The organism is Caballeronia sp. ATUFL_F2_KS9A, assembly GCF_023630765.1.
Classification (GTDB): Bacteria; Pseudomonadota; Gammaproteobacteria; order Burkholderiales; family Burkholderiaceae; genus Caballeronia; species Caballeronia zhejiangensis.
On sequence record NZ_JALQEK010000015.1, the window covers coordinates 11,637 to 25,103 of the forward strand.

Annotated in this window: 13 protein-coding genes; 8 read left to right on the plus strand and 5 right to left on the minus strand. The window is 63.4% G+C overall.

Annotation, left to right across the window (positions count from 1 at the left end):
- Positions 1 to 3 precede the first annotated feature (3 nt).
- Genes trpD through NCS67_RS11265 form a run of 4 tightly spaced genes read left to right on the plus strand, consistent with a single transcriptional unit; the run spans position 4 to position 3,293 of the window.
- Entirely contained in the window at positions 4 to 1,038 is a 1,035-nt protein-coding gene (gene trpD / locus NCS67_RS11250) for an anthranilate phosphoribosyltransferase (RefSeq protein WP_250435228.1), read from the plus strand.
- A 22-nt stretch (positions 1,039 to 1,060) separates the two neighbouring features.
- Positions 1,061 to 1,846: an indole-3-glycerol phosphate synthase TrpC gene (trpC, locus tag NCS67_RS11255; RefSeq protein ID WP_008344421.1), complete on the plus strand. Its 786-nt coding sequence runs from the start codon at positions 1,061 to 1,063 to the stop codon at positions 1,844 to 1,846.
- Positions 1,847 to 1,866: 20 nt separating this feature from the next.
- On the plus strand, positions 1,867 to 2,514 hold the full coding sequence (locus NCS67_RS11260; protein ID WP_008344419.1) for a CYTH domain-containing protein: 648 nt from the start codon (positions 1,867 to 1,869) through the stop codon (positions 2,512 to 2,514).
- The gene (locus tag NCS67_RS11265) at positions 2,511 to 3,293 is read left to right on the plus strand and encodes a uracil-DNA glycosylase (protein WP_008344418.1); all 783 of its coding nucleotides are present in this window, start codon (positions 2,511 to 2,513) and stop codon (positions 3,291 to 3,293) included. Before NCS67_RS11260 ends, NCS67_RS11265 begins: the two co-directional genes overlap by 4 nt.
- Positions 3,294 to 3,341: 48 nt before the next feature.
- Here the strand turns inward: NCS67_RS11265 and NCS67_RS11270 are convergent, their stop codons facing one another.
- From NCS67_RS11270 to NCS67_RS11285, 4 genes are all read right to left on the minus strand, one after another.
- Positions 3,342 to 3,938: an FMN-dependent NADH-azoreductase gene (locus NCS67_RS11270; RefSeq protein ID WP_008344416.1), complete on the minus strand. Its 597-nt coding sequence runs from the start codon at positions 3,936 to 3,938 to the stop codon at positions 3,342 to 3,344.
- A 142-nt stretch (positions 3,939 to 4,080) separates the two neighbouring features.
- Complete coding sequence (locus tag NCS67_RS11275) at positions 4,081 to 5,880, minus strand: M61 family metallopeptidase (protein ID WP_250435248.1); 1,800 nt, start codon at positions 5,878 to 5,880, stop codon at positions 4,081 to 4,083.
- A 171-nt stretch (positions 5,881 to 6,051) separates the two neighbouring features.
- The gene (locus tag NCS67_RS11280; protein ID WP_034473936.1) at positions 6,052 to 6,783 is read right to left on the minus strand and encodes a DsbC family protein; all 732 of its coding nucleotides are present in this window, start codon (positions 6,781 to 6,783) and stop codon (positions 6,052 to 6,054) included.
- Positions 6,784 to 6,833: 50 nt separating this feature from the next.
- Complete coding sequence (locus tag NCS67_RS11285) at positions 6,834 to 8,006, minus strand: UbiH/UbiF family hydroxylase (RefSeq protein WP_008344411.1); 1,173 nt, start codon at positions 8,004 to 8,006, stop codon at positions 6,834 to 6,836.
- Between the two features lie 200 nt (positions 8,007 to 8,206).
- Between NCS67_RS11285 and ychF the strand changes: the two genes are divergently transcribed.
- The 4 genes from ychF (at position 8,207) to NCS67_RS11305 (ending at position 12,814) form a co-directional block, all read left to right on the plus strand.
- Positions 8,207 to 9,301, plus strand: a complete 1,095-nt coding sequence (ychF, locus tag NCS67_RS11290; RefSeq protein WP_008344409.1) for a redox-regulated ATPase YchF — start codon at positions 8,207 to 8,209, stop codon at positions 9,299 to 9,301.
- Between the two features lie 139 nt (positions 9,302 to 9,440).
- The gene (locus NCS67_RS11295) at positions 9,441 to 9,749 is read left to right on the plus strand and encodes a DUF3761 domain-containing protein (RefSeq protein ID WP_008344406.1); all 309 of its coding nucleotides are present in this window, start codon (positions 9,441 to 9,443) and stop codon (positions 9,747 to 9,749) included.
- A gap of 138 nt (positions 9,750 to 9,887) precedes the next feature.
- Positions 9,888 to 11,555, plus strand: coding sequence for an energy-dependent translational throttle protein EttA (gene ettA / locus NCS67_RS11300; RefSeq protein WP_008344405.1), 1,668 nt, complete (start codon positions 9,888 to 9,890; stop codon positions 11,553 to 11,555).
- A 131-nt stretch (positions 11,556 to 11,686) separates the two neighbouring features.
- Positions 11,687 to 12,814, plus strand: a complete 1,128-nt coding sequence (locus tag NCS67_RS11305; protein ID WP_034473928.1) for a DUF748 domain-containing protein — start codon at positions 11,687 to 11,689, stop codon at positions 12,812 to 12,814.
- Positions 12,815 to 12,837: 23 nt separating this feature from the next.
- Here the strand turns inward: NCS67_RS11305 and NCS67_RS11310 are convergent, their stop codons facing one another.
- On the minus strand, positions 12,838 to 13,461 hold the full coding sequence (locus NCS67_RS11310; protein WP_250435229.1) for an HAD family hydrolase: 624 nt from the start codon (positions 13,459 to 13,461) through the stop codon (positions 12,838 to 12,840).
- Positions 13,462 to 13,467 lie beyond the last annotated feature (6 nt).

The window sequence follows — 13,467 nt, forward strand, 5'->3', positions numbered from 1 at the left end:
GACATGACCATCACCGCACAGGAAGCGCTGCAGCGCACGATCGAACATCGGGAAATCTTTCACGACGAAATGCTGCATCTGATGCGCCAGATCATGCGCGGCGAGATGTCGCCCGTCATGGCCGCCGCGATCATCACCGGCTTGCGCGTGAAGAAGGAAACCATCGGCGAAATCGCCGCTGCCGCGACCGTCATGCGCGAATTTGCGAATCACGTCGAAGTGGCGGACAACTCGAATTTCGTCGATATCGTCGGCACGGGCGGCGACGGCTCGCACACGTTCAATATCTCCACGGCATCGATGTTCGTCGCGGCCGCGTCGGGCGCGAAGGTCGCGAAGCACGGCAACCGCGGCGTGTCGAGCAAATCCGGCAGCGCGGACGTGCTCGAAGCCCTCGGCGTGAACATCGATCTGACACCGGAACAAGTGGCCGCTTCCATTGCCGAAACCGGCATGGGCTTCATGTTCGCGCCGAATCATCATCCGGCGATGAAGAACATCGCGCCCGTGCGCCGCGAACTCGGCGTGCGGACCATCTTCAATATTCTCGGGCCGCTGACGAATCCGGCCGGGGCGCCGAATCAGCTTCAGGGCGTGTTTCACGAAGACCTCGTCGGCATTCAGGTGCGCGTGATGCAGCGTCTCGGCGCGAAACACGTTCTTGTCGTGTACGGCAAAGACGGCATGGACGAGGTGTCGCTCGGCGCCGCGACGAAAGTCGGCGAGCTGAGAAACGGCGAAGTCACCGAGTACGAGATTCATCCGGAGGATTTCGGCCTGCAGATGGTGTCGAATCGTTCGCTGAAGGTGCAGGACGCGCAGGAATCGAAGGCAATGCTGTTAGGCGCGCTGAACAACAAGGCGGGCGTCGCGCGCGAGATCGTCACATTGAATGCGGGAACCGCGCTTTATGCCGCGGATGTCGTCGATTCGATCGAAGCCGGCATGGCCGCCGCGCGCGAAGCGATCGAGAGCGGCGCGGCGCGCGAGAAGGTCGAGACGCTCGTGAAGTTCACGCAGCAATTCGCAAAGAAATAACGGAACCCGAACGGAAGCCGACATGAGTGACATTCTGGATCGCATCATCGCGGTCAAGCGCGAGGAAGTCCGCGCTGCCGAACAAAGCGCGCCGCTCGAAGAGCTGAAGCTCGAAGCCAGTTCGCGCGACCTGCGCGATTTCGTCGGCGCATTGCGCGCGAAGCATGCGGCGAATCAGGCGGCGGTGATCGCGGAAGTGAAGAAGGCGAGCCCGTCGAAAGGCGTGCTGCGAGAGGATTTCGTACCCGCCGACATCGCGCGTTCGTACGAAAAAGGCGGCGCCGCATGCCTTTCCGTGCTCACCGACGTGCAGTTCTTCAAGGGTAGCGTCGCGTATCTGGAGGAAGCGCGCGCGGCGTGCAGTCTGCCGGTGCTGCGCAAGGACTTCATCATCGATCCGTATCAGATCATCGAAGCCCGCGCGATGGGCGCGGACTGCATTCTGCTGATCGCCGCCGCGCTCGAACTCTCGCAGATGCAGGATCTCGAAGCCTACGCGCACTCGCTCGGGCTCGCGGTGCTGGTCGAAGTCCACGACGCCGACGAACTGCGCGACGCGCTCACGCTGAAGACGCCGCTCATCGGCATCAACAATCGCAATCTGCGCACGTTCGAAACGACGATCGAAACGACCATCGGCTTGCTGGAGCAGATTCCCGATGACCGCATCGTGGTAACGGAATCCGGCGTTCTGTCGCGCGTCGATGTCGACCGGCTGCGCGCGATGCGCGTGCATACGTTCCTCGTCGGCGAAGCGTTCATGCGCGCCGACGATCCGGGCGCCGAACTCGCGCGCATGTTCTTCTAAATCTCATCGACGGGAACCGCATGGGCATCGAACGGGAATTGAAACTCGCGCTCGCGCCGTCGCAACACGACGACGTGGCGCGCTTCTTCGACGAACGCACCGGCGCGGGCAAGCCGATCGAGCTTGCCAACGTCTACTTCGACACGCCGGACTGCGCGCTCGCGAAGGCGAAATCCGCGCTGCGCCTGCGCCGCACGCCGGAGCAATGGCTGCAGACGTTCAAGACGCTCGGCAAATCGGTGGCTGGCCTGAGCAACCGGCACGAGTGGGAGTTGCCGGTGCAAGGCGAAGCGCTCGAAATCGATGCGCTCATTGCCGCCTGCGACAACGACGCCGCGCGCGAAGCGCTGGAACGCGCCGCGCCGGACCTGATCGCGCTGTTCAAGACCAATTTCAGGCGCATCGTCTGGGACATCGAGCGCGAGGGTTCGCATATCGAAGTCGCGCTGGATCGCGGCGAAATCACGGCGGACGTCGACGGCACGACGCGTCGCGCGGATATCAGCGAGCTGGAGCTGGAACTGAAATCCGGCGAGGAAAGCGCGCTTTCGATGCTCGCGGCGGAATTGCGCGGCGCGTTTCCCGAGATCGTTCCCGAAGACCTCAGCAAGGCGCAGCGCGGCTATTTGCTGCGCGAGCCGCCCGAAGGCAAGAACCGCAACGCATGAATCAGCAGCCTTCCCTTTTCGCGGATAACGAAGCCGCGAACGCGTCGTCGAATTCCACGACGCTCGAAAGTCAGTTCGACGCGCTGCCCGCCGACTGGCGCCGCCATCTGAAGCCGTTCATCGACAGCAAGCATTACGCGGCGTTGTGCGCGTTCGTCGATGCCGAGCGCGCCGCCGGCAAGACCGTCTATCCCGCCGATGTCTTTCGCGCGCTGCGCCTCACGAGTCCTGCCGACGTGAAGGTCGTCATCCTCGGACAAGACCCGTATCACGGCGAGGACAAAGGCGCGCCGCAAGCGCACGGCCTCGCGTTTTCGGTGCCCGCACCCGTGCGCCCGCCGCCGTCCTTGCGCAACATCTTCAAGGAGATTCACGCGAGTCTCGGATTTCCCGCGCCCGCGCACGGTTGCCTCGATTCGTGGGCCAAACAAGGCGTGCTGCTGCTGAACACGTCGCTGACGGTCGAGCGCGATAAAGCCGGAAGCCACGCGAAACGCGGCTGGGAACAATGCACCGACACGCTGATCCACGAAATGGCGCAGCGTCACGATGGCCTCGTGTTCATGCTGTGGGGCGCGCACGCGCAGGCGAAGCGCAAGCTGATCGACGACACACAGAAGGCGCATTGCGTGCTGGAGGCGGCGCATCCGTCGCCGTTGTCGGCGTATCGCGGATTCTTCGGCTGCGGGCACTTCGCGCTCGCGAACGAATATCTGACGAAGCACGGACGCGCGCCGATCGACTGGCGTCTGCCCGCCGAGCCTGAATTGCTCGCCTGAAACGCAAAAAACCCCGCCACGCGGGGTTTTTCTTCGATACGAAAGCGCTTAAACCGCTGCGATCGCCTCACGCGCCGACGCGAGTGCCGCGCCAGCCGCTTCCGGTCCCATGTTCAGGCCTTCGGCGTAGATGAAGTTCACGTCCGTCATGCCGAGGAAGCCGAGGAACGTCTTGAGGAACGGCGTCTGCGAATCGTTCGGCGTGCCTGCGTACTTGCCGCCGCGCGCCGACACCACGTACACCTTCTTGCCCTTCACGAGACCTTCCGGACCATTCGCGGTGTAGCTGAACGTGATGCCCGCACGCGCGATCCAGTCGAAATACGTCTTCAGTTGCGACGAGATGCCGAAGTTGTACAGCGGCGCTGCGATTACGACGATATCCGCGGCTTGCAGCTCGGCGATCAGCGCTTCGCTCTTCGCGTTGATCGCGGCTTGCTCCGCAGTGCGCTGATCGGCGGGCGTGAAGAACGCGCCGAGCGTGGCGTCGTCGAGATGCGGCAGCGCGTCGCCCAGCAGATTGCGCACGACCACCTTCGCGCCCGGATTGCTTTGTTGCAGTTTCGCGGTCAGTTCGTCGGCGAGCAGCGTCGATTGAGCGCCTTGCGAACGGGCGGCGGAGTTGATCTGGAGAATCGTCGTCATGATGGCTTCCTGTCTCTGAGAGGTTCGGGCGCACTCGGCGTCCCGTTAGGAAGCATTCTTCTCATTTCGACCTTCGGGAAAAAGCCGTCAGATCGTGACGGATCGTTGCACCGATAGAACAATCCGCCACATATTCCGGCAATCAGCCTTTCAGCCAGCGCTCGCGCCATTGTTTCGACGGACCCCGACCGTCGATGGCCGTCAGCACGTAACGCGCGACTTCCGGTCCGTCCAGCTTGACCTCGGTGCGGCGCAGCTCGTCGCGACGGAACGCGTGCACCTCCACTTTCGCGCCCGGCAGATAACGCGACAGCAGCGCATCGAGATTCGAGCCGTTGACGCGCAGTCCGTCGATCGCGACGAGCACATCGCCCGCCGACAATCCCGCCTTCTGCGCCGCGCTGCCTTCGTGGACGACGGCCAGCGTGCAATCCGCGCCGCCACGCACGCGCGCGCCGAGCGACGGCTTGACCGCCGCGCCGTTGCCCGGCAGATCGGGGGCGAGCGCGATGCCGAACGGCTCGAAAAGCGCGTCGAGCGGCAGATCGCGCGTGCCGCGCACGCCGTCGCGGAACAGCGAGCGCAGGTCAGCGCCGGTCGCTTCGGCGAAAAGCGCCTCGACGTCTTCCTCCGCAATGCCGCGCCCCTTGCCGTTGTAAAACTCGCGACCGTAGCGCTGCCAAAGCAGACGCATCACGTCGTCGAGCGACTTGCGGTTGTCGGTCTGCGCGCGAATCGACAGATCGAACGCCAGCGCGACGAGCGAGCCTTTCTGGTAATAGCTGACGATCGCGTTCGACGCGTTTTCGTCGGCGCGGTAGTACTTCACCCAGGCGTCGAACGAGCTTTGCGCGACCGATTGCTTGAACCGCCCGGAGCCGCGCAGCACGCCGCCGATCGTCTTGCCGAGCAGACTGAAATAATCGCCGGCGGAAATCAGGCCGCTGCGCACGAGCATCAGATCGTCGTAGTACGACGTGAAGCCTTCGAAGAGCCACAAGAGCGTCGTGTAATTTTCCTGCGACAGATCGTACGGCGCGAACGTCGCCGGCTTGATCCGCTTCACGTTCCACGTATGGAAATACTCGTGGCTGCACAGGCCGAGATACGTGCGATAACCCTCGGTCGTTTCCGGGCGGCCCTGCACCGGCAGATCCGTGCGATTGCAGATGAGCGCCGTCGATGCGCGATGCTCCAGCCCGCCGTAACCATCGCTGACGGCGACGGTCATGAACACGTAGCGATCCATCGGCGCTTTCTTCGTGCGCGGCTCGAAGAGCGAGATCTGCGCTTCGCAGACGCGCTTCAGGTCGGCGGCGAGCCGGTTCATATCGAGATTGACGACGCGCCCCGAAATCACGATGTCGTGCTTCACGCCGTGCGCGCTGAAACTGCCGAGCGCGAATTCACCGAGCGTGACCGGATGGTCGACGAGTTCGTCGTAATTCGCCGCTTCATAGGCGCCGAAACCGTAGCGCTTCGTGCCGCGCGCTTCTGAAAGCGCCGTCGCGACGCGCCAGTTGCGATACGCGCCGCCCTGCGGCGGTTCGATATCGACGACGCACGGCGCGCCCGACTGCCCTTCCACCGCGAGGAACGTGCTCGTGCCGTTGAAGAAGCCGACGGTGTCGTCGAGATGCGCGGCGCGCACCGACATGTCCCACGCGTAGACCTCGTAGCGCAGCGTGATCGGGCCGTCGGTCGGCGCGGCTTGCCACGCGTGCTTGTCGATCTTTTCGATGGCGATCTTGCGGCCCGCCGCGTTGAACGCCTGCAGCGTCACGATGTTGCGTGCGAACTCGCGGATCATGTAGCTGCCCGGAATCCAGACCGGCAGCATGAAGCGCTGGCCGGCCGGATCGGGAACGGCTACGGTCAGCGTCACTTCGAAGAGATGCGCGGCGGGATTTTTCGGAACGATGCGGTAGCGGACGGGCTGCACCGTTTGCAAAAGCGTAGTCATCTCGATGTCCTTTGTTCTTGTTCTGGGCGCGTCGATCTTGAACGAACCGCGCCCGGCGCCTTGCTTGTTTACGCTGCGCTTTCGGAAAAGCAAGGCCGTAAAAACACAGGAGGCGCATGACGCGCCTCCCTTCTTCGTTTCGGACCGCGCTCAGCGCACGGCGGACAGTTCCTTTTCGAGCCGGTCGGCGGGCACGGCGCCTGGCAGACGCCGGCCATCGGCGAGGAATACGGTCGGCGTGCCGGTGACGTTCATCGCGCGGCCGAGCTTTAGATTCTTGTCGATGGCGGTCGTATCGCACGATGCCGACGCGGTCGGCGCCTTGTGATCGAGCATCCAGCTTTCCCACGACACACCGCGATCCTGCGCGCACCAGATCGACTTCGACTTGGCCGTCGAATCGGGCGAGAGCACCGGATACAGGAAGGTGTAGACCGTCACGTTGTCGATCGACTTCAGCGTCGATTCGAGTTGCTTGCAGTACGGGCAGTTCGGATCGGAAAACACCGCGATCTTGCGGCTGCCGTTGCCCTTCACGACCTTCACCGCGTTCTCGAACGGCAGCTTCGCGAAGTCGATCTTGTTGGTTTCGGCAAGCCGCGCCTCGGTCAGGTTCTTGCTGTTCCGTGTATCGACGAGATCGCCGATCAGCACGTAATTGCCGCTCGCGTCGCTATACACGATCTGCGAGCCGAGATTCACCTCGTAGAGACCGGGAATCGGCGTCTTTTCGATGCTCTTGATGGTCGCGTCGCCCATGCGCGATTCGAGCGCCGACTTGAGCTTGTCGGTGGTCTGATCGGCCTGCGCCGAACAGCCGACGCCGAGCGTCACGGCGAGCGCCGCGGCCGTCGCCAGGGCCAGTCTGAGGGTGGTTTTCATGCGGTTTCCTGTGAGTCGTGCGGCATCGCGCCCGAGAAAGTGAGATTGTTTCAGCCGAGCGCCGCCGAGACGAGCCAGCGCTTGATGAGCGGCTGCGCGCCGACGAACGCCATGCCGGTGTTGCGGACCGCGCGCGCGAGCGTGCCCGGCACGGCGAAAAGCCGCTGCAGGCCGTCGGTCGCGAACATGAGCTTCTGGATGTCTTCACGGCGCGCGCGTTCGTATCGGCGAAGGAGGATCGGATCGCCGAGATCGCGGAACGACTCCTTGTTCGCGATGACGTCCGCGAGCGCGGCGACGTCGCGCAGGCCGAGGTTCATGCCCTGCCCCGCGAGCGGATGAATCAGATGCGCGGCATCGCCGACGAGCGCGACACGCGGCGCGACGAGTTTGTCGACGGTTTGCAGCCCGAGCGGAAAGCCTTGCGCCGGCGTCACGCAATCGAGCGTGCCGAGCTGGTTTTGCGTTGCCGTTTCGACTTGCGCGGCGAGTTGCGCCGGATCGAGCGCGAGCAGTTCGTCGGCGTGTTCGGTGCGCGCGGACCACACGAGCGAAACGTGATCGCCCGGCAGCGGCAAGAGCGCGATGATTTCGGTATCGCGGAACCATTGGTACGCCGTTTCGCCGTGCGGCTTTTCGGCCTTGAAATTGGCGACGACGCCCGTCTGCCGATAATCGCGCCGATTCATCTTCGCGCCCATTTGCGCGCGCACCCACGAATGCGCGCCGTCCGCGCCGACGATCAGATCCGTCTCCAGCATTTCGCCGCTCGCGAGTGCAATGTGCGCGGCGTCGGATTGGACCGTCATGCCCTGCGCGCGCGATTCGAACCACGACAAGCTCGGCGAAAAGCGCAACGCGGCATCGAGCGATTGCTCGATCAGCGACGATTCCACGATCCACGCGAGCTGCGGCACCGACGCCTGAAACGCCGAGAAGTGCAATTCCGCGTGGGCATCGCCGAACACGCGCATGTCGAAGACGGGACCGAGCCGCGAACGATCGAGCGCCTGCCAGACGCGCAGACGCTCCAGCAGCGCCTGCGAGCTCGACGACAGCGCGTAGATGCGCGAATCGAACGCCGCGCCCGGCGGCAGGCCAGCCGCGCGCGACGCGACGAGCGCGGTGCGCAGCCCGGATTGCGCGAGCGCGAGCGCCGCCGTCTTGCCGACGAGCCCGCCGCCGACGACGATAGCGTGAAATTTCAGTGGATGCGGAGTCATCCGGGCATTATAGCCGTGGGGTTCGAACGGGTTTGCGAGCCGGCGGCGGCGCTTGCCCGCGACGGTGCGGCGGTACAATAGCGGTTTGCCTGGCCGCCGCACGCGGCCGTAGCGTGGCGGGCGGTTCTCGCCCGCTCATTGCGCACCATTTTTGACGAAACCCGCGCGGCCCGCGCCGTCTTACCAGTTCGAAGGATTCCATGAGCCTCCAATGCGGCATCGTCGGCTTGCCTAATGTCGGCAAGTCCACTCTTTTCAATGCGTTGACCAAGGCGGGCATTGCCGCCGAAAACTATCCGTTCTGCACCATCGAGCCGAACGTCGGCGTGGTCGAAGTGCCGGACGCGCGCCTCAACGCGCTCGCCGAAATCGTGAAGCCCGAGCGCATCCTGCCGGCGGTCGTCGAATTCGTCGATATCGCGGGGCTCGTCGCCGGTGCGTCGAAAGGCGAAGGCCTCGGCAATCAGTTCCTCGCGAACATCCGCGAAACCGACGCGATCACGCACGTCGTGCGCTGCTTCGAGGACGAGAACGTGATCCACGTCGCGGGCCAGATCGATCCGATCGCGGATATCGAAGTCATCAATACTGAACTCGCGCTCGCCGATCTGGCGACGGTCGAAAAAGCGCAGGCGCGCTATTCGAAGGCGGCGAAGTCGGGCAACGACAAGGAAGCGATCAAGCTCGTCGCCGTGCTGGAAAAAGTGCGCGCGCAGCTCGATCAGGCGAAGCCGGTGCGCGGCCTTTCGCTGACGGAAGAAGAACTGCTGCTCATCAAGCCGTTCTGCCTGATCACGTCCAAGCCGACGATGTACGTCGCGAACGTGAAGGACGACGGCTTCGAGAACAACCCGCATCTCGACGCGGTGCGCAAGCATGCGGAAGCGGAAAACGCGCCGGTGGTCGCGGTGTGCGCGGCGATCGAAGCGGAAATCGCCGATCTCGACGATGCCGACAAGCTCGAATTCCTCGCCGACATGGGCATGGACGAGCCGGGCTTGAATCGCGTGATTCGCGCGGGTTTCAAGCTGCTCGGCCTGCAGACGTACTTCACGGCGGGCGTGAAGGAAGTGCGCGCGTGGACGATTCATATCGGCGATACGGCGCCCCAGGCGGCGGGTGCCATTCACACGGATTTCGAGCGCGGGTTCATTCGCGCGCAGACCATCTCGTTCGATGACTACATCGCATATAAGGGCGAGCAAGGGGCGAAGGAAGCCGGGAAGATGCGCGCCGAAGGGAAGGAGTATGTCGTGCACGACGGGGATGTCATGAATTTCTTGTTTAACGTCTGACGCGCGACGTAAAGAAACGTCAAAGCTGCTTGCCTCGCGAAGCGGAGTGTCTTTTCATGGACACTCCGCTTTTTTCTTGCGCGGACGAGACAACGCAGCAACGCTGCGATCGACAAAAACAACGAGACATAACCACGAGATGCAGAGACACGCACTGCGCGCATTCACAGCTTTCACGCTGATCGCGGCGAGCTTGCTCGCAACGTCCGACGCCTTCGCCTATCGCGGCAACCCGTACCAGTATCAACCGCAGCCCGACGAGTCCGATCTCGACAACCACGGTCATTACGTCAACCGCGACGGCAACGTCGTCCACTCGCCCGCGCGCACGCGCTCCGGCGCTGTCCCCGCGGGCGCGACCGCGCAATGCCGCGACGGCTCCTACAGCTTCAGCCAGCATCACAGCGGCACATGCTCGCGGCACGGGGGCGTAGCCGCCTGGCAATGACCGCCTCCACCGCGAAGTACAATGCCACCTAATCCCGCCTGCGCGAAACGCCACGGCGGGAACGCGCGAATCCGCGCCACCGAACATCCTCGCGCGCCGAACCGGGCGCCCCGCATTCATCCATCCAGCTAGGACAACATGGCCCAATACGTCTTCACCATGAACCGCGTCGGCAAGATCGTCCCGCCGAAGCGTCAGATCCTGAAAGACATCTCCCTTTCGTTCTTCCCCGGCGCCAAAATCGGTCTGCTCGGCCTGAACGGTTCCGGCAAATCGACGCTCATCCGCATCATGGCGGGCGTCGACAAGGACATCGAAGGCGAAGCCACGCCGATGCCCAATCTGAACATCGGCTATCTGCCGCAGGAGCCGCAGCTCGATCCGCAGCAGACCGTGCGTGAAGCCGTCGAAGAAGGTCTCGGCGATGTCTTCCTGGCGCAAAAGAAGCTCGACGAAATCTACGCCGCCTACGCCGAACCCGACGCCGATTTCGACGCGCTCGCCGCCGAACAGGCGAAGTACGAAGCCATCCTCTCGACGAGCGATGGCGGTAGCCCCGAGCAGCAACTCGAAGTCGCCGCCGACGCGCTGCGCCTGCCCGCGTGGGACGCGAAAATCGAACATCTGTCGGGCGGCGAAAAGCGTCGCGTCGCGCTGTGCAAGCTGCTGCTGCAAAAGCCCGACATGCTGCTCCTCGACGAACCGACCAACCACCTCGACGCCGAATCCGTCGAATGGCTCGAACAGTTTCTGACGCGCTATCCGGGCACCGTCGTCGCGGTGACGCACGATCGCTACTTCCTCGATAACGCCGCCGAATGGATTCTCGAACTCGACCGCGGACACGGCATTCCGTGGAAGGGCAACTATTCGAGCTGGCTCGATCAGAAGGAAGACCGCCTGAAGCAGGAAGAGGCGAGCGAATCCGCGCGTCAGAAGGCGATCAAGAAAGAACTCGAATGGGTGCGACAGAATCCGAAGGGACGTCAGGCGAAATCGAAGGCGCGTATCGCGCGATTCGAGGAACTCAACAGCCAGGAATACCAGAAGCGCAACGAAACGCAGGAAATCTTCATTCCGGTCGGCGATCGCCTCGGCAATGAAGTCATCGAGTTCAAGAACGTCAGCAAGGCGTATGGCGACCGCCTGCTCATCGACAACCTGAACATGAAGATTCCGGCGGGCGCGATCGTCGGCATCATCGGGCCGAACGGCGCCGGTAAGTCCACGCTCTTCCGCATGCTGACCGGCAAGGAGCAGCCGGATTCGGGCGAAATCGTCAAGGGACCGACGGTCAAGCTCGCGTACGTCGATCAGAGCCGCGATGCGCTCGCCGCCGACAAGACCGTCTTCGAGGAAATCTCCGGCGGCGCCGACGTCCTCACGGTCGGCAAATACGAAACGCCGTCGCGCGCGTATATCGGCCGCTTCAACTTCAAGGGCAGCGATCAGCAGAAACTCGTCGGCAATCTGTCCGGCGGCGAGCGCGGACGTCTGCATCTGGCGAAGACGCTCATCGCGGGCGGCAACGTGCTGCTGCTCGACGAACCGTCGAACGACCTCGACGTCGAAACGCTGCGCGCGCTCGAAGACGCGCTGCTCGAATTCGCCGGCTCCGTGATGGTGATTTCGCACGACCGCTGGTTCCTCGACCGCATCGCGACGCACATCCTCGCGTTCGAGGGCGATTCGCACGTCGAATTCTTCGACGGCAACTATCAGGAATACGAGGCCGACAAGCGCAAGCGTCTCGGCGAGGAAGCCGCGAAGCCCAAGCGTCTGCGCTACAAGCCGATCACGCGCTAACGTCTGACGAAATAGCCTATGCGGGCGCGCGCACCGACATCAGGCGTAAAAGTGGCGACTGTGTAGGGCGCAGTCGCCACTTACTTTTTCGAGCGACGCTTTCCAGCAAGCCGACACGGAGACACACGCAGATGGCGGGATCGAGCGCGCGGCGGGGAGCGCTTTGGGCAATCGGAATCGTCGTGGCGCTCGTCGTCGTGGTGATCGGCGGCTGGTTTTTCGTCGTCCATCAGATGAAAGAGCGGATCCTCGAGACGCTCGGCCCGAACGGTTCGGTGGAAGAGATCGACGTCGGCTTCGGGCACGTCACGCTCTCGCGCGTGCGGCTGCGCGGCCCGAAAGACTGGCCAGCCGGCGACGCGATGCGCGCGGAGCGCATCGTGCTCGACGTCGACATGCAATCGCTCATCTCGAGGCCGATTCATCTGCGCAGCGTGAGCGTCGACAACTACTATCTGTCGATCGTCCGCTCCGCCGATGGCCGCGTACGCATCCTGCCCGGCCTCAAGGAAACCGCGCGCGAAGCCGACGCCCGGCCCGACAGCAAGGAACGTCAGGAGCACGCGCAAGAAGAAAAAATCATCGATCGCGTGTCGTTCGAGCGCGGCTCGATGGAGTTCTTCGACGGCTCCGTGCCGAACCCGCCGTATCGCGTGCTGATCGGCGATGCGCGCGCCACTGTCGATCATCTGCATCTGCCCGCGCTCACCGAGCGCACCGAGCTTTCGATGACCGGTTCCATCAAAGGTCCGTCGCACACGGGCAACGTCACGTGGGGCGGCTGGATGATCATCGCCAACAAGGATTCGCAGACGCGCGCGACACTGCGCAACGTCGATGTCGCGACGCTCGATCCGTATCTGCTGAAGAAGGCCGGCGCAAAGGCGGCGGTGACAGGCGGCACCATCGACATGACGATCGATGCAACCGTGAAGAATTACCGCATTCACGCGCCCGGCACGTTGACGCTGAATCATCTGCAGATCAGCGATACCGGCAACGCGCTCGACACCTTTCTCTCGATTCCGACGAAAGCCGCGATCGCCGCGCTCAAAGACCGCAAGGAACAGATCAAGCTCGACTTCACGCTCGAAGGCGATCTGCGCGATCCGAAATTTTCGCTGAGCGAGAGTCTGTCCAAGAAGCTCGCGGCGGGATTCGCGAAGGCGCTGGGCGTCAGCGCTGAAGGCGTCGCGCGCGGCGCGGGCGATACGGTTCGGGGAATCGGCAACGCGCTGAAGAACCTGCTCGGGCAATAGCGCGTCGCCTTCTCGCTTTACTTTCAGATCGGCAGATTCAGCGCGCGCAGCTTCGTTTCGGTTTCCAGCGCGCCGGTGTAGTGAACGCCGTGCCAGCCGAGCGCCGTCGCGGCTTGCGCGTTCATCGGGTTGTCGTCGATGAACACGAGTTCGTTCGGCTGAACGCCCGGCAGATGCCGTTCGATTTCCGCGCGCATCAAACCGAAAATCTGCGGATCAGGCTTCACGAGGCCCACGCGCCCTGACACGACGATCTCGCGAAACTTCCGCAAGACGTCGAAGCGTTCCCACGCATACGGAAACGTCTCCGCCGACCAGTTCGTGAGGCCGAAGAGCGGCACGCCCGCCGCTTCGAGCCGGTCGACGAGCGCCACGCCCTCTTCCAGCACGCCGGACACCATTTCCGGCCAGCGTGCGTAGAACGCGCGGATCAGCGCTTCGTGCTCGGGATAGACGGCGATCAGTTCGGCGGTGCCGTCCTCGATGGTCTGCCCGCCGTCCTGTTGCACGACCCATTCCATCTTGCAGACGTTGTCGAGGAACCAGCGGCGCTCCGTGTCGTCTGGAATCAGATGCTTGTAGAGATATTCGCGATTCCAGTCGATCAGCACGCCGCCGAAATCGAATACGACTGCCTTGATGGTCATTGCTCG